Below are 17,084 nucleotides of genomic sequence, written 5' to 3' on the forward strand. Positions count from 1 at the left end.
AAACCAATTTAATTCTCTGTCCTTTTAATCGGAATCTCGATCGCAAATTCAGTACCTTTCCCGATCGCCGAAAAACAGTTGATTTTACCTTTGTGTTTTTCGACAATAATTGAATGGGAAATTGCTAAACCCATTCCCGTTCCCGAACCGATCGGTTTTGTAGTATAGAAAGGGTCGAATATCCGCTGCTTGATTTGATCGGCGATACCTGAACCGTTGTCAGCAATTCTAATCGCAACGCAATTACCTTCTACCTCTGTACGAATGCGGATACTTCCCGGATTTTTGGGCGGATGTTGTAAAGCATCGATCGCGTTAGCGATAATATTCATAAATACCTGATTCAACAGTCCGGCGTAGCACTCCACCAGCGGCAATTCTCCGTATTCTTTAACGAGTTGAATGGCTGGGCGATCGGGCTGAGCTTTCAGACGGTGTTCTAAAATCATTAATGTACTGTCGATGCCTTCGTGAATGTTAACATTTTTCATGTCAGATTCATCGAGACGAGAGAAATTTCGCAAACTCAGCACGATATCCCGAATACGAGTTGCTCCTACCTGCATCGAAGATAGCATTTTTGGCAAGTCGTCTAGCAAGAAATCCAGATCTAAAGCCTCTATTTCCTGCTGAATAACTTGACCAGGTTGCGGGTATTCATCTCGATACATTTGCAACAGTTTCATCAGGCTTCCGGTGTATTCTTCGGTGTAGGTAAGATTGCCGAAAATAAAGCTGACCGGGTTATTGATTTCGTGGGCAATTCCTGCTACCATCTGACCGAGACTCGACATTTTTTCTGCTTGCACGAGTTGGGTTTGAGCTTGCTGGAGTTCGCACAGAGTTGCTTCTAGTTGGGTAGTTTGTTCTTGCGCTATCCGGGCTGAATCGACGCTTTGTGTGTAAAGTTCCGCTTGATTAATGGCGATCGCCAATTGATTGCCCACCGCCACTAATAGTTCCACTTCCTCATCGCTCCAACACCGCACAGCGCTACAAGCGCTACAGCAAATTGCCCCTATTTTACCTGAAGATGTCTGAAGGGGAATCTCCAGCAGAGACTGTAATCCTATACACCTGAAAAAATCCCGCTCTACTGGATCGGGAACAGTCTCAAAATCATCGATACGAATTATTTCTAAATTGGCAATTCGCTCGGCTTGAGAACCAGTTGCACTAATAGGAAATGCACCTAACAGCGAAGATAAATAGGCATTTTTTGCTTCGTATTGCACGTCCCAAACAGGCGGCGAGGTGTCTGGGATATACCAAATAAACACGCAGCGATCGAGCATCAGCAAGTCGCGAATTTGCTGCACGGTTGTTGCCAAAATAGTATCTAAATCCAAAGATTGGCGGATGTTGCTAGCTAGTTGGTTAAGCAATGTTTCCTGCTCCGCTAATTTGCGAAATCTCGCTTCCGACTCTTGCAACTGTCTTTGAGATTCTTTTTGTTTTGTAACGTCCAAACCCAAACCTATCAAGCCGATCGCCCTGCCACAATCATCTTTTACCTGAGTTTTAATTGTCTCCAAGTGGTGATACTCGCCGTCAGCCAACTGGAGCAATTCTTCTGAATAACAGGGAGTATCTTGGCTCCACGCTTGGATGTCAGATTCCATGCAGTTAGCAGATGCTTCTAATCCTAAAACTTCGGAATAGTGAGAGGCTGCCAAAAATTTATCTTCGGATACAGCCACATCTTCGCAGAAAGTTTTGTTGACTAATAACATCCGCCCGCTAGGATTTGCCATCCACACCCAGATCGGAGCGTTGTCAATAATTGTCCTCATAGTTTGCTTTTGGGCGGCGAGAGCCATTTCTGTTTGTTTGCGCTTGATTCCCAGGGCGATCGAATCAACACTTGATGCTAAAGCAATTAGTATTGATTCCTGCAACTCATGGCGAGCAAACATCACGATTACTCCAAGCAACTGATTGTCAACAATTAGCGGATATCCAGCAAAAGCTACCATTCCTTCTCGTTTCGCCCATTCTTTGTCACTGACTCTGGGATCTGTTTCCACAGAATTAGTGATGTGAGGTTTTCGCTCTCGGGCGATTAAACCAATCTTGAACTGGCCGACAGCAATGCGGCTGTGAGCGCCGTCAATGTGAGTATACATCCCCCCGCTTGCTTGCAATTCCAAGACATTTCCCTGTTCGTTCAGCGTCCAAATCCGAGCAAACGCAGCATCCAAATGGCGCACAACTGCATCGGTGCATTTTTGCAAAGTTGCAGGTAAACTCTGGTTTTGAGTGAGAGCAATTCCAATATCTGCTGTGAATAAAGAAATTTTCAATTGTTCTGCTAAACTTTGTTCTGCTTTTTTGCGATCTGTAACATCCGTAGCAGCACCGAGACGCTGCTGGATTTTTCCCTCTGCTGTTCTGCTAAATATAATTTCGCGGCTGACGAACCAGTGCCAATTATTTTGTTTGTCGCGCACCCGATATTCGTATTCAACAACCTCGTCGTCGGGAGTATTTTTTAATTGCTGCAAATATTCGGGAAATTGAGCTAAATCTTCAGGGTGGATAATGGTCGGCAACAGATTGCTGCCCATTGTGGCAACTTCTTCGAGGCTATAGCCTAGAGTGCCAGCAAGTTCGCGGTTGCTGTAGACATTTCGCTGCTCGATATCATCGTAAACATAGAGAATATTTGGAGTGGCATTAGCAATGCGCTCCACAAAATGCTGGCTCTCTTGCAGGGCTGTTTCTGCTTGTTTGCGATCCGTAATGTCGATCGAATTACCAATTATGCGGTAGATGCTGCCAGAGGCATCCCGCAGCGGTGTCAGAGTGACGATATACCAGCGTTCTGCGCCTTCTAACTCGGCGCTGGTTTCGTAAGCAATCGAGCTGCCGGCTGTCAAACAATCTACGTAACTTTGTCGAAAAATTGCTGCTATTTGCGGGGGAAAAATTTCTTCTGGGGTTTTGCCTTTGAAATCGGCACTCACAATACCTGTAGACGCTTCTGCAGCAGCATTCCAGCCAGCGTAGCGAAACTCTCCTTCTGCGCCGACATCTACTACGAAAATAGGTTGATTAGAGCCGTTATAGATGCTGTTTAAAAATTCTTCTTGTTCGCACAATTGTGCTTCGACTTTTTTGCGTTCTGTAATGTCGGTGGAACTGCCGACAACGCGATAAATTTTGCCGGAGGCATCCCGCAGGGGAGTCAAAGTTGTCATAAACCAGAATTCTGCACCGTCAAAACTAACGGGATATTCGCGGGAAATCGAGCTACCTTTTTCCAAACAGTCGATCAAATTCTGCCGGAACCTTGCTGCTGTAAATGGATCGAAAAATTCTTCGGGAGTTTTGCCACGTCCGAATTCGCTGCTGATGCCGCTGAGTAAGTCGGCTGCTGGGTTCCAACCGGCGTAGCGAAATTCTCCGTCTTCGCCGATATCTATTACGAAAATACTGTACTCTACGCCGTCGTAAATGCTGCCCAAAAATTCTTTTTGCTGCAGCATTTCTTGTTCTGTGATTTTGCTCTCTGTAATATCCGAGTGTATTCCCACCCACTGGCGAACGCTGCCGTCTGCGTTCAATAGGGGCACAGCGCGCACCCTCATGTACCTGTACTCGCCGTCGTGCCGCAGCAAGCGGTGTTCTATTGCGAATAAAATGCAGTTGGCAACTGCATCAGACCACATCCTGGCAGTATATTCTCTGTCGTCTGGATGGACGTGATTGAGCCACCCCCAGCCTTTAAGTTCGTGGTAAGTCGCTCCTGTGAATGCACTCAATCCTGTTTGTTCGCCGATAACTTCGCCGGCGGCTGTAGTATCCCAAACAATTTGGGATGTGGCTTCAATTAAGCAGCGGTAGCGTTCCTCGCTTTCTTGCAGGGCTTGTTCTGCTTGTTTGCGATCGCTAATATTGCGAGTAACTCCGACTACACCGATGATGTTTGCGGCTCGATCGCGCAAAGGACTTTTGGTAGAAAGAAATGTCAGGATGTTACCATCGCTATCTTTTCCTGCTTCCTCGATCGTTTCGTCAATCCCCGATTGCCGCACCCGGCGGTCATTTTCCACCAGCATATCTGTAATCTCCGGCGGAAATAATTCTGCATCTTTTTTGCCAATAATTTCCGATTTTGGCAAGCCAATAATGGCTGCTGCCTGAGAATTTACCAATAGGTGGCGGCCCTGAATATCTTTGACAAAAATGCTGTCGCCTGTACTTTCGATGACGCTTTCAAATAGGATGTTTTTCTCTAGTAGCACTGCTTCTATTTCTTTGCGATCGCTGATGTCGCGAGATATGGCAACTAGGCCGATAATATTTTCCTGAGAGTCGCGCCAAGGGTATTTCGCTGTTAGAAACGTTCGCACAGCCCCGTTTTGTGGTATATCTTCTTCATAAGTCAAACATTGTCCGGTAGCAGTCACTCTGCGGTCTTCTTCGATAATTTTAGTGGCTATTTCAGCGGGAAATAATGCTGCATCGTCTTTGCCTATAATTGCCTCGATCGGTTTTCCTAAAAATTGAGTTCCCGCAGAATTTGCGATCGCGTACCGGCCTTGAATATCCTTGACAAAAATGAGATCCGGCGTACTTTCTATCACGGAACGCAAAATAGAATTGCTCTGCTGGAGCGACTCTTGGACTTGTTGGCGATCGGTAACGTCGCGACCGATCGCATACATCAATTCTTCCTCGCAGAAAGGGCTAGCATTCCAGGCTATCCACTTGTAAGACCCATTTTGACACCGCCAGCGGTTTTCAAACCCAACGGTATTGTTTCCCGTAGCAATGCTTTCAGCTTGTTTTAAAGTAGTTTCGCGATCGTCTGGATGCACGAATTCAATGAAGAGTTGGCCAACCATTTCGGCTGGGGAATAGCCGAGGATTTTTTCGGCTGCTGGGTTGATGCGTTTGAAATAACCGTCAAAACCAATGACGCACAGCATATCTGGCGAGAGACTAAAAAAGCGATCGCCACCGTCGGATTTGCCCGATCGGCGATCGTTTTTCTTAGCAGCAGAGGCTTTCCATCCCGCCGCCGCTGCCGCCAGCAGGACAATATTTGCTATTGCCAAAAATGCCAGGGCGATCGGGCGATCGTACAAACCACAGGCACCGCCAGCTACCAGCAACCCATTTAGTACAAGCAGTACAACTATCAAAACTGAGAATGCGCTGCTGCGGGCGATCGTCCCTAAGCTAATGTTGTTTTTATACAGCATTCTGGATTTGGTCTTTTGTTTTCTGTTGACTGCCGCAGCCGTGATTTCTCTCAACCGCATTTGCAGAAAGTGCAACAATTTATTATTTGTTTTTTTGATATAAACTGAATCTGTCATTTGTTCACTCCAAAATTAAGAGGAATATTGGCTGTTGAAAACTTACAATAAAAATGTTTAAATAGTGTAAAATTTTTTAAAATTGCGAATTTTAGCATTGTAAGTCTTACCTAAATCTCAGCACTCCAACAAGCAAATTCAGTATATTTACGCAATTAGCTAGTGATTTTTGATAGCTAACTCACAGATTTTATAATTTTTTCAACAGGCCTAGAGGGTTTATTTCTCATCATGCACTAAACATTGGTGTCAGTCATTGGACATTTGGCCTAATATAGCTAGTCCCGACACAAAAATTAATTATCTACAGTAAATTAGAAGCGCATTATTAAATGATATCATGTCCGGTCGATTACCAAAACAAAAAGGGTTCGTAGCGCGGAATGCGAGTCCGCACTACGAAAGCGGAATGCGAGTCCGCACTACGAACCAAATCTTATCGAGGTACGCGGGTGAGAAATTCCCGATAAAATTGCCAATCGCAGGCAGATATTGAAATAATCTGCGTTAATCTGTGTTAATCTGCCTTAATCGGCGGTAAACCTCGCGATCGCAGATTTGGCACTCTTGTCTGCTGCTTCGCGCCCTAATTGCTGTTGCCGAATTCGTTCCAAATTCCCGGCGGGAATAGCAGCTATAAGTTGCTTGGTGTAAGCTTGTTGCGGTTGGCGGTAAATGCGCTCGGCTGTGCCAATTTCCTCGATTTTACCTTTGTTCATGACGATCGCGCGATCGCTCATAAACTTAACCACGCTCAAATCGTGAGAAATAAAAATATAAGTCAGTCCAAACTCTGTTTGCAACTCCTTGAGCAAATTTAAAACTTGCGCCTGCACCGACACATCTAATGCGGAAACCGACTCATCGCAAATAATAAACTTAGGATTCAAAGCCAAAGCTCTAGCAATACAAATGCGCTGCCGCTGTCCGCCAGAAAACTCGTGAGGGTAGCGCCGCATAATATCGGGATTCAAACCCACTCTATCCAACAAATAAGCCGCGCGATCGCGCTGTTCTTTCTGGTTCTTACCAAAGCTGTGAATTACCATCGGTTCCATCACCGCATCCCCAACACTCAGGCGCGGATCGAGAGAACTAAAAGGGTCTTGAAAGATAATTTGCAAGTCGCGTCGTAGCCACCGCAATTTGCGATCGTACTCTTTTTTGATTCGATAATTAGCCATCCACTGCAATCCCGAACTACTTTTCGCAGGAGGAGTAATTTCTTGACCTTCAAAAAATACTTGACCGCTGGCGATCGGAATTAATTGCAACAAAGCTCTCGCTAAAGTTGATTTACCGCAGCCGGATTCGCCCACCAAACCCAAAGTTTCGCCAGGGTAAACCTCAAAAGAAATATCGTTTACCGCTATAAACAAACGTTTAGTTTCGCCAAACATTCCCTGCATGGGAAAACCTACTCGCAAGTTATTAACAGCTAGCAAAGGCTGGGAAATATTCGGCAGCCGGGGCGGTTTTCCGGCGACAAAAGCGGAAAGTCCGCCGCTGCTGTCGCCGTCTAAATCGATATTTTTCTCGACAATTACCAATTCGCCGCTGGCATTTGTGGTGACATCCATAAAATCGGAAACCGTCGGCAAGCGGCGCATTTGCCGATCGAGAGTTGGGCGGCAAGCTAGCAGACCTTTTGTGTAAGGATGTTGGGGATTGCTGAAAATTTGTTCGATCGCACCACACTCAACAATTTTGCCTCGGTACATCACCGCCACGGTATCGCCAATTTCCGCAATGACACCCAAATCGTGGGTAATAAAAATCATTGCCATGCCTCTAGAGTCCCGCAACTCCCGCAGCAAAGCTAAGATTGTTGCCTGCACGGTTACGTCTAAGGCGGTTGTTGGTTCGTCAGCAATTAATAAAATTGGATTGCAGGAAATGGCCATTGCAATCATCACGCGCTGGATTTGACCGCCGGAGAGTTCGTGGGGATAGCGATCGAGCATAGCTTGTTTTTGGCCGTTGATGAGCTGCATCAAATCGCGATCGTCCTCCCGAACAGCTTCTTGCCGCCGGGCCAAACAGGTTTGCCGGAGTTCTTCGTCGCCCGGTAGCAGCTTCACCTCTTGCAGCAGCGAAGCAGCTTTGCGCCGCGCTGCTGTCTGAGACACCTTTTGGTGCAGACAAATGGCTTCTGTGAGTTGAAATCCGATCGTATAAACAGGATTCAGCGAACTCATCGGTTCTTGAAAAATCGTTGCAATCTGGCTTCCCCGGTAGGTTTGTTTTTCCCGATCGGGCATTTCCAGCAGATTAACCGGCCCATTGCTAGCGCCCTCTGTTGTCGGAGAAAACCAAATTTCGCCCTGGATTTTTGTTGACGAACTCGACAGCAAACCCATCACAGCCAGGGATGTTACGGATTTTCCTGACCCCGATTCTCCCACAATTCCCAGAGTTCGCCCTCGCTTCACCTCAAAGGAAATGCCGTCAACAGCTTTGACTGTTGCGGACGCATTGCCTGCGTCCGCAGATTGAAATTCAACCCGCAGGTTGCGAACTTCTAGGACGGTTTCACTCATGAGGTCTACTGCAAAAATTAAAGGGAGATTAAATGGATTGTAGCAGGGTCGATCGAACGAAGAAGGAAGTTCGGCAACGAAGCAGTGTACGGGATGTAACGGAGGTCAGGAAGAAGGAAGAGGAACTTTTTTGTTGGAACTCCAAACAAGGAAAATTCTTGAATTCTGCCTTCTGCCTTTTTCCTTCACAAGCCTGTTGCCGAATGCCTTCAATAACCGATGAGTTGAGTGTCGGCGGGCAGTGCAGTGGCCTCGGAGACCTTTTTAAACACCGTTGCCTGTTCGTTTAACGAATTAGGCCGCGCCTGTCCGGGATTCGTGCCTTGCAACTGAAGGCGCATTTGACCTTCAGGAGTTAACTCAAAAACAGTTTCAACGGTTTCTGTGCTGCTGAGGCCGACATCCAAGTGCATCGGTTTTTCACCGAGATTAACTTTGTACCTCATTTCTTTGGCGCGGGCAGCTCCGTCGGGGCCTTTAGCCATGAGGAACAATTTGCCTTCTGGGGCAAAGACGAAGGTGAAAGACTGACCGGATGGGACTGTGCCTTGCCATTGACCTAGGAGTTGCTTGTCGAGGTTGCTAGCTGCCGGAGCTGCTGCTTCAGCAATTGTTGGTGCTGCTGCGGATGCGGGGCCTGGCGTGGCGTTTAAGCTGGCTAGGATGCCGAAGCAAATGCCACCTGCGATCGCTTTACCAATCATTTTTGAATTAGACATGAGACCGATATCAAAATTGGTTGTTTGTTTTGTACACTGTAGCCGTAAAACCGTACTTTGTTTAATTTGAATCCCTTTTGGGAAATAAAATTTATTTAGGTAACATTGCATACAAACCGCTGCAATTTGGGGGATTTGCCGAAAAAGTCGCCTCCAATCTGCTCGTTCGCGATGATTGTGATGGTTCGCCGATGCGTTAGCAATTGCTTGTCTTTAGAGCAAAGCAATCGCGCTGTTTTCGCAGCGGCGGATGTCTAAGATTCTGGTTGAGATTCGGGTTGAGATTCGGGCGTAGATTTCTGTTCTTTTTCAGCGCGTTTCGTTCGCTCCAAAGCCTCTGCGTAAGACCAAGCCACGCTCACAATCAAAGCTTTCCCTATACCGTCCAATTTTTTTTTCAAATCCTCGTTATCCGGCGTTTGGGCTTTTGGGTTGCCATCGTTGGTCATATTTTTGTTTTCTCCCGGGCTGGTTTTTCTGGCGATTTTTTGCAGTGTGCGATCGATACCCACAAATTATGATTTTCATTGCACCCTACTTATCTTTGAAGGTATGACCTTGATTACTACGAATAATATCATAAATACGCTGATTGGATGAGCGAATCAGAAAGAAACCTTAACTTCGCTGGTCGTCCGCAGCACTGACTCCTGCTGAAATCTGCGCTTATAATTTTCGATAATTTCCTGAATAGCTCGATTATTTTTCTGGCTGTTTTCATGAATCAAAATAACTATTTTAGACTTTTCTCGAATCAGAATTCCCGAACTGTTAAGAAACTGCCCGGAGCCGTCTAATACCGTTAGTCCTTCCCGAAAACTAGGGGTAATAACTTCCTTGACAAAATCCTGCCACTCTGATTCAGCAATTGTCTCGCCTCCGGGTTTATTTAAGCCAAAATACAGTTCATCTTTGAGGAAGGTTTTTGGGCTGGCGTTAGTATCGGAAGTTTCGGGAATTTGAGCGCGGGCAATTGTCCCCGGACAAACAGGCACGATCAACAGCAGGCTGGCCAAGCAAAGACTGTTAAGATGTTTGTTCTTCATGTCATTATTTTCACAAATAAGTAGTAGGGTGGGTGAGTGCGATAAATCTTCAAATCTCTACTCTGAGAGTATTGACGCTCACGCACCGTCCCAACGATCGCACAATACGGATGCTATCGTTCGCGATATAATTTAACATAAAATTATGCCAACTCAAAAACCCAGTTTCTCATGAGAAACTGGGTTTTTGAGCGTCAGTCGTAGTTTATTTGCGATCGTCTACTTGCTGGCGTCTGGGGTATTATCCTTCAATTCGCGGATACTTCTATCAGCAGTGTCTTGGTACATCTCCCCGAATTCTTTCACGGCTGCTCCCGCCTCTTGCCCAATCTTCTGAAATCTTTCGCCCGGAGAGTCAGAGGTTTCGCGAGCTTCTTTCCTCCATTCCCGAGTTGTTTGGGGTCTTTCGGGATTGTTTAGCTCCGCGTTTGAACCCAGTTGCGTCCCATAAGCTTTGTTACTTCCAGAATCAACATTTGCCGTCAGCAGCATAAAACCGACTAGAACAACACTCAAAAAACTCTTGATTTGAAAGCCCTTAAGCAGGGAACTGATGCGAGCGATAGCTGTAGAAATCAAATTCATCTCGGTAATACTCCCTAAGTTAATTGGTGATAATTTTCAACATTTTTTCATCTAATTGACTCGCTCTAGAATCAGCTAGCGCCAGGGCAAGCCAAACTTAACTGCCACTTGCCATTAGCCACATCAATAGAGTCATAGGTAAGCGATGAATCTGGTAAACACTCAACCAATGTGTCAGTCAATTAGTTTTTTCAAACACAAGTATCACGTTAACAGCAGCAAAACACTTCTACCTCTTACTAAAGTCATAACTTAATTAGAAGCAGAAAATCTATTTTTCAGCACAGGGTTAGACTATTTTCAATCAATCATGTTATATATGGCAAATTATTATTGCAAGCGATCGCCAGTTTTGACATCAAACCAGTGCAGCAAGTGAGGCGGAAACACCAATTCGACAATTTCTGAACTCCACTGGCGGTCATTTGGCAGCAAAACCCGCACAGTTACTGGCTCCAAACCCTTAACTCGGACACTAACTAAATTTTGCATTCCCAAGTTTTCCACTAAATAAACCTCACCTTTAATTGCTTCTGGATTGGGCATCTTGCCAGTCTCTGCATCTGCAAAGCTGAGGTGTTCGGGGCGAATTCCCAAGACGATTTCTGGTGGGACAGTGGGCAGATTTGGCAAAGGAACCCCAGAATCGCCCAACATTGCAAAATTGCCCTGGCATTTAAGCACTAGCAAATTCATTTGCGGGCTGCCCACAAAACCCGCTACAAACTGATTGGCAGGACGGTTATAAATTAAGTGTGGCGGATCTAGTTGTTGCACGCTGCCATTATTAAGAACTGCGACTTTTGTTGAAAGTGTCATTGCTTCGGTTTGGTCGTGAGTAACGTAGACTACAGGGGCTTTTTGGGAGGAAAATAATTGTTTGAGTTCGGCCCTAACTTTTTCTCGCAATAATGCGTCTAGATTGCTCAAAGGTTCGTCGAGCAAAAATACTTCCGGTTGGCGGACTAAGGCGCGTCCTAGGGCTACTCTTTGCCGCTGTCCGCCTGATAATTTCCCTGGTTTGCGATCGGCTAATTCGGTCAATCCGAGGGATGCTGCAACTTCTGTCACTAACCGATTGATTTCGCCGGAGGAGATTTTGCGAAGTTTGAGGCTCGATGCCATATTCTCGTATACTGTCATGTGCGGATATAGCGCGTAACTTTGAAAAACCATTGCAATATCCCGATCGCCCGGTCTGAGATATGTCACATCGCGATCGCCAATTCTAATCTCGCCGCGAGTCGGCTGTTCCAATCCTGCAATCAACCGCAGTGTGGTAGATTTGCCGCACCCAGAGGGCCCCAGCAATGTCAGAAATTCGCCCTCGCTGACTTCTAAGCTAATGTCTTTTACTGGTACAACTTTGGGGCTGTAGGTTTTATTGAGGTTTTTTAGTTGCAGTTTTGCCATGATTTTTATAAGAAGGAAGAAGGAAGAAGGAAGAAGGAAGAAGGAAGAAGGAAAGAAGGGAAGAGGAAGAAGGAAGAAGGAAGAAGGAAGAAGGAAAGAAGGGAAGAGGAAGTGTTTAGGATGCTAGGATTATTTAGAGTTACAAATCATCCTTTGACTGCCCCGGCTGTTAAACCTTGAACTATGCGCCGCTGGAACACCAAAACTAGCAAAACCAAGGGTAAGGTTCCTAAAACTGTGGCTGCTGCGATCGGGCCATAGGGAATATCAAAGACTGACACACCGCTGAGTTGAGCCGTAGCAACGGGAATTGTTTTCATGGATTCGCGAGTTATAAATGTCAGGGCAAATATAAACTCGTTCCAAGCTGAAATAAATGTCAAAATCCCGGTTGTGACTAAGGCGGGAAATGTCATCGGTAGCACGATTTGCCACAGCATTTGAAAAGTGTTGTATCCGTCAACTTTAGCCGCATCTTCTAAATCTTTTGGTAATTGTTGAAAGAAACTCCGCATTACCAAAATTGTCAAGGGCAAATTGATAGCTGTGTAAGGAATAATCAAGGCTAAATAATTATTTCCTAAACTCAAAGCTTTGACTATTTCCAACAAACCCAAAAATAGCAGCACTGCCGGAAATAGCGTCACAATCGTCACAATTGCCAAAATGATTCTCTCGCCCCACAGCCGCAACCGAGCTAAAGCGTAAGCTGCGGGCGCGCCTACAGCTAAACACAGAAATGTGGAAGTAATGGAAACAAAAGCGCTATTTAAAATGTAAAGTGCAAACGGGCGGCGCTGGAACAAGGAGATGTAATGCTCGAAAGTAATTCGTTTGGGTATGTAGACGTTGGGAATTGCTGAAATATCTGCATTTACTTTGAAAGATGTCAGTACCTGCCAGATGATGGGTGCGAGGAAATATGCGACAATTAATATCGCTGAGATGGGCAAGATTAATTGCCGGATGTTAAATGTTTTTTTTCTGGGGTGTTCGCGGGCGATCGACATAATTTTTTGTACCAATGAAAGGAAAGCGATCGGCTATTCGGCATTTAGATTGAATTTTTGGGGTGTGCGGGCGACAAATCTACAATTGACTGGCGCGGGCTCTGGATAATAGATAAGCGGCGATCGCAACTGCGGCCACTAACAGCAAAAAAGTACACACCACCAAAGCCGCCCCGTACCCAAAGTCTAAATACCTCATTACCGTGCTGTAAATGTAGATAGAAACCGTCTCCGTCGCCCCCGCCGGCCCCCCTCCCGTCATCACCTGAATCAAGTCAAAAATGCCGAAAGCTTGGGCAAATCGAAACAGCAAAGCAATCACAATTTGGGGCATCAACAGCGGCAATGTAACTTGACGGAAACTCTGCCAGCTACTCGCGCCGTCAATCGCGTGGGCTTCGTACAAATCACCGGGAATCGATTGCAATCCTGCTAGCAAAAGCAAGCTGACAAAGGGCGTAGTTTTCCACACATCCGCTGTAATCACTGCCATCATTGCCAAAGTCGGATCTCCCAGCCAGCTAATACTATTTTTAATCAATCCCAAGCGTAGCAAAATATCATTAATTACGCCGTATTGGTCGTTAAAAATCCACGCCCAAGCTACTCCCATCAGTGCAGTTGGTAGCGCCCAAGGCAGCAGGGAAATTGTGCGGACAATGCCACGCCCTGTGAAAGATTGATTCAAAACTAAAGCAATACCCATGCCGAGAATTAATTCCAGCACAACGGAAGCGCTAGTAAATACTGCGGTATTCCCTAAAGTTTGCCAGAAACGCCCGTCACCTACAATTCGACTGTAGTTAGCAAAACCAGAAAAAACCAGTTTTAATTCAGTACCGAGATTTTGGGTAAATAAACTCAGCCAAAAAGCACGCAATATTGGGTAAGCAAATACTAGCAGCAGAATTATCAATGCTGGTGCTACTAATATCCATCCGGTTTGTTGTTCGCGCTGTCGCATCTTGTCTAATTGCATATTTCTCACCTTTAATTTATTTTTGGGCGGGCTAGGAGCAACGCCCCACAATTGAATTAACTTTTTGTGGAACAGGCATCTTGCCTGTTCGGGCGGGCAAGATGCCCACCCCACAATAAAAAAATTCACTCTTTGTGGAACAGGCATCTTCCCTGTTTCTGACAGAGGCAAGATGTCAAACTTACGAAGCTTTGGCTGGTTTCAAACTGCCTAATAAATTGCGAGTTTCGCTAGCTGCTGCTTTCATTGCTTGTTCTGCACTCATTCTCCCGGTAAAAGCAGAACTCAAATAGCGCTGCAAAATATCAGAAGCTTGAGCGTATTGTGCGATGGGCGGGCGCAAAACTGGCTGTTCCACTACTTTTAGCAGTTGCGGGTAGTGGGGATATTTTGCGACTATTTCTTTGTCTGTAAATAGAGATTTGTAACTGGGAACTAAACCTGTTTCTAAAATAAATTTACGCTGGGTTTCTTCGCTAGTAAGGTATTTAATTGCTTTCCATGCTTGTTCTGGATGTTTTGAAGTTTTGGCGATTCCCCAGCCCCAGCCGCCCAAGCAGGAACCGCCTGTTTTACCGATACTGCTGAGCATTGGCTCGATCGCAATTTTGCCTCTCACCTTAGATCCCTCAGCATTTGCTAGCTTCCAAACATAGGGCCAATTTCGCAAAAACAGCGCTTTCCCATTTTGAAACAACAGCCTAGTTTCTTCTTCGCCGTAGGTAGTAACACCCGGTGGAGAGATGCCAGAGGCGATCGTATTTTTGAGAAATTCCACTGCTTTAATTGCCTCCGGTTGATCTAACCCAACTTCAAAAGTTTGAGGGTTAGCCCAAAAGCCACCGAAACCGGAGAGCACTTCGACAAACATCGCAGATACTCCCTCGTATTGTTTGCCTTGCCACAAATAACCCCAAGTTATTTTTCCCTGTTTCTGCAAATTTTGAGAGATTTTTACCATTTCTTCAAAGGTTTTCGGCGCTGGAATTCCCGCTTGTTTTAAAATGTCTTTGCGGTAATAAAGCATTCCGGCATCGGAAGCGTGGGGAATTCGGTAAAGTTTGCCTCGATACCGCCCGCCTTCGACGTTACCTGGGATGAACTTTGAAAGTTGTGCGGGGGAAATTCTGTCTGTTAAATCCATTACCCAACCTGCGGCGGCAAATTTGGGAACCCAAACAATATCCATGTTGATAATGTCGTAGGGCGAGTCGCCTAAAAGAAAGGCAGATGTATAAAGATTTTCTACCAGGTTTGTGTCAAATGGCCCTTCTACGAGATTGATGCGAATATCGGGGTTTTTCTGTTCAAATTCTTTGACAAATGGTTTCCAGTTAACAATGTCTTGGCCTTGCATTAACATGGTGAGCACGACGGGCTGTTTAGTCAGTGCGGGCAGAATGAATACAAACAAGACGGCGGCTAATGTGACGGCGAATAAAGCTAAAAGACGGGGGTGTTTTTGCCTTCGCTGGGGCGGAGAATTTATTTTTGGCATTGGCTTTTGAGAAGTGGCTGTGCGATCGCCTTATTGATTTCATAACTTGCTTTCTTTTGTTTCACGAGATTTAGCGAGTTTGTTCAATAAAAATTTAAGTAAACTTTAGCTTACTTAATAATCGTTGAGTGAAGAGTGCAAATTTTGATTTAACGAGATAGCTCGCGAGTTGAATCAACATCTATCTACAGACAGATATTGAGAGCATTATCAAATATCGTTTCCGCTGGCATTTGGCATGGGCATGATTCAATCGTTGGGGCGGTGCGTGAGTGATAGTATCGGGGTCTGGATTTAAAGATTTCTCGCCCTCACGCACCCTACAAATCAATAATTCTTCTTCCTTCTTCCTTCTTCCTTCTTCCCTCTTCCTTCGGATACAAAAAACACCGCTCCTCAAAACAGGAGAACGGTGCATAGGGGGTGTTATGGGTTGTTGTCTGGGATTAACCTTAACAAATCATGATCTGCTCAGGCTATGCCTTGTGATGGTTAAAAAATTGGCACAAACCTGCACAGCTACCCGGATCGCGATCGACCATTACTGTTAGCCCAACCACTCCACAACAGCATCTTCCTTGGTATTGGTGTGGCGTTCTGGGGTTTCGCGCTCGAATTTCATGTGGACAGCGCGGTTTTGTTCGCCGTCTGCTGCTACTGCAAAAATCGGATAGTCGATTAAGCCGTCTTGGAAAGACATCTGGAAGCGGAAAGTACCGTCAGCATTGAGTTTAATCGGCTGTCCGCCTACATAGACGGTGGCGTCTGGTTCGGTAGCGCCGTAAACTATCAGTTCAGCGTCAGCAACTAACCAGAACTGGCGGGGGCGCATCGGGGCGGCAAAGCCAACTCCCGACATACCGACACCGGACATACCGAAACCCGACATGGTGAGGCCGGACATCCCGACACCGGACATGGTGAGGCCGGACATTCCGACACCGGACATACCGACACCCGACGCGGTGAGGCCGGACATTCCGACACCGGACATTCCGACACCGGACATGGTGAGGCCGGACATCCCCGCCCCAGCCCACATTCCAACGCCGGAGGGGAATACGTAGGAACTCAAAGCTTGTTCGTGAATGCCGACTTGCTGGATGGAACCGGCGACGTGCTGCATGGAACCGGCGACGTGCTGCATGGAACCGAAGATGGAACCATCTACACGCATGGATTCTGCCGATTCTGCCATGCCGAAGATTTGTTCGTAGATGGCGTTGCCGGTGCTGTAACCAACACTCGCGCCGTTGGTTTGTGCGATTTTCTTGGCAGGGGGAACCAGTTCGGCGAAGGTTTTGCCCGCTAAGTCTTCTTCCCATTCGAGGGTGATGAATTTGTCTTCAATCCAGTCGCTGGGATAGATGGGCGGGACTCGGACTTCGGCCGATCGCGCTAATACCAACCAGCGGCCGTCTGCACAGCGGTAGCCGATGTCGATCGCATAATCCCGATCGCTGACTGGGATTGGCACGTACCATTCCCGCGCCAGTTCGTCGCAGGGATATTCTTGAATGCTGTGGGGGCTTTGGATGTCGAGGTTAACATCTGTCACGTCGTAGATCCGCAGGGCGAGTTGCTGTCCGCCTTGGCGGCGCAATTCTTGTTTGCGATCGTTCGAGATGTCCCAATAAGTGTAGGCCCATTCTGGATCGCGGGGCATCAAAACAACTCGACTTTCGCCGTAGCCGTTGGGCAAATCTGCTAAACCTTCATCTACAGACGACAAGGAACCGCCTGTTCTATCTTCTTGACCGAGTTCAAACTTTGCTGCTTCCACTGCTTCTTGTGCCTCTAGTTTGCGAGATGGACTGTATGAAAATTTGTTGCGCTGAATTTCTTGAATTGATGCCAGAAGTTGCGATTTCCGCATCCGGCTGTAGCGAGACACTCCACATTCGCTAGCAACTCTGCGGAGTTGTCGCAAAGTCATCTCTTCTAATGGTGGGCGTTCTTTTGCCATG

At 46.3% G+C, this 17,084-nt stretch carries 13 protein-coding genes; 1 reads left to right on the top strand and 12 read right to left on the bottom strand.

Translation table 11 applies throughout. The features are described 5' to 3' along the window. Positions 1–8: 8 nt before the first annotated feature. The 7 genes from K4039_RS01315 to K4039_RS01345 all read right to left on the bottom strand — a co-directional run bounded on the left by K4039_RS01315 (position 9) and on the right by K4039_RS01345 (position 11,630). The gene (locus tag K4039_RS01315; protein ID WP_265233313.1) at positions 9–5,327 is read right to left on the bottom strand and encodes a PAS domain S-box protein; all 5,319 of its coding nucleotides are present in this window, start codon (positions 5,325–5,327) and stop codon (positions 9–11) included. A 527-nt stretch (positions 5,328–5,854) separates the two neighbouring features. Continuing rightward, a complete protein-coding gene (locus K4039_RS01320; protein ID WP_265233314.1) occupies positions 5,855–7,867 on the bottom strand; it encodes an ABC transporter ATP-binding protein in 2,013 nt (670 codons plus the stop codon). Between the two features lie 209 nt (positions 7,868–8,076). Next, positions 8,077–8,586, bottom strand: a complete 510-nt coding sequence (locus tag K4039_RS01325; RefSeq protein WP_265233315.1) for a hypothetical protein — start codon at positions 8,584–8,586, stop codon at positions 8,077–8,079. A 254-nt stretch (positions 8,587–8,840) separates the two neighbouring features. Next, complete coding sequence (locus K4039_RS01330; protein WP_265233316.1) at positions 8,841–9,098, bottom strand: hypothetical protein; 258 nt, start codon at positions 9,096–9,098, stop codon at positions 8,841–8,843. 93 nt (positions 9,099–9,191) lie between these two features. Next, positions 9,192–9,632 carry a DUF3574 domain-containing protein gene (locus K4039_RS01335; protein WP_265233317.1) on the bottom strand — a complete coding sequence of 147 codons (441 nt, stop codon included), beginning with the start codon at positions 9,630–9,632 and terminating at the stop codon, positions 9,192–9,194. 219 nt (positions 9,633–9,851) lie between these two features. Beyond that, positions 9,852–10,217 (bottom strand): hypothetical protein, encoded by a 366-nt coding sequence (locus K4039_RS01340; RefSeq protein WP_265233318.1) that lies wholly within the window; start codon positions 10,215–10,217, stop codon positions 9,852–9,854. Between the two features lie 330 nt (positions 10,218–10,547). Then, positions 10,548–11,630 (bottom strand): ABC transporter ATP-binding protein, encoded by a 1,083-nt coding sequence (locus K4039_RS01345; RefSeq protein ID WP_265233319.1) that lies wholly within the window; start codon positions 11,628–11,630, stop codon positions 10,548–10,550. On the opposite strand from K4039_RS01345, the gene K4039_RS01350 reads away from it, so the two are divergent. Beyond that, on the top strand, positions 11,629–11,757 hold the full coding sequence (locus K4039_RS01350; protein ID WP_265233320.1) for a hypothetical protein: 129 nt from the start codon (positions 11,629–11,631) through the stop codon (positions 11,755–11,757). The two genes, K4039_RS01345 and K4039_RS01350, sit on opposite strands and share 2 nt — an antisense overlap. 19 nt (positions 11,758–11,776) lie before the next feature. On the opposite strand, the gene K4039_RS01355 is transcribed toward K4039_RS01350, so the two are convergent. The 5 genes from K4039_RS01355 to K4039_RS01375 all read right to left on the bottom strand — a co-directional run bounded on the left by K4039_RS01355 (position 11,777) and on the right by K4039_RS01375 (position 17,083). Further along, positions 11,777–12,640 carry a carbohydrate ABC transporter permease gene (locus tag K4039_RS01355; protein WP_265233422.1) on the bottom strand — a complete coding sequence of 288 codons (864 nt, stop codon included), beginning with the start codon at positions 12,638–12,640 and terminating at the stop codon, positions 11,777–11,779. A gap of 79 nt (positions 12,641–12,719) precedes the next feature. After that, positions 12,720–13,619 (bottom strand): carbohydrate ABC transporter permease, encoded by a 900-nt coding sequence (locus K4039_RS01360; RefSeq protein WP_265233423.1) that lies wholly within the window; start codon positions 13,617–13,619, stop codon positions 12,720–12,722. A 181-nt stretch (positions 13,620–13,800) separates the two neighbouring features. After that, positions 13,801–15,117 (bottom strand): ABC transporter substrate-binding protein, encoded by a 1,317-nt coding sequence (locus K4039_RS01365; protein WP_265233321.1) that lies wholly within the window; start codon positions 15,115–15,117, stop codon positions 13,801–13,803. A 181-nt stretch (positions 15,118–15,298) separates the two neighbouring features. Continuing rightward, the gene (locus K4039_RS01370; protein ID WP_265233322.1) at positions 15,299–15,535 is read right to left on the bottom strand and encodes a hypothetical protein; all 237 of its coding nucleotides are present in this window, start codon (positions 15,533–15,535) and stop codon (positions 15,299–15,301) included. Between the two features lie 129 nt (positions 15,536–15,664). Beyond that, positions 15,665–17,083, bottom strand: coding sequence for a DUF4912 domain-containing protein (locus K4039_RS01375; protein ID WP_265233323.1), 1,419 nt, complete (start codon positions 17,081–17,083; stop codon positions 15,665–15,667). Position 17,084 lies beyond the last annotated feature (1 nt).

Origin of the sequence: Lyngbya sp. CCAP 1446/10, assembly GCF_026130175.1 — a bacterium.
Lineage (GTDB): Bacteria > Cyanobacteriota > Cyanobacteriia > Cyanobacteriales > Microcoleaceae > Microcoleus.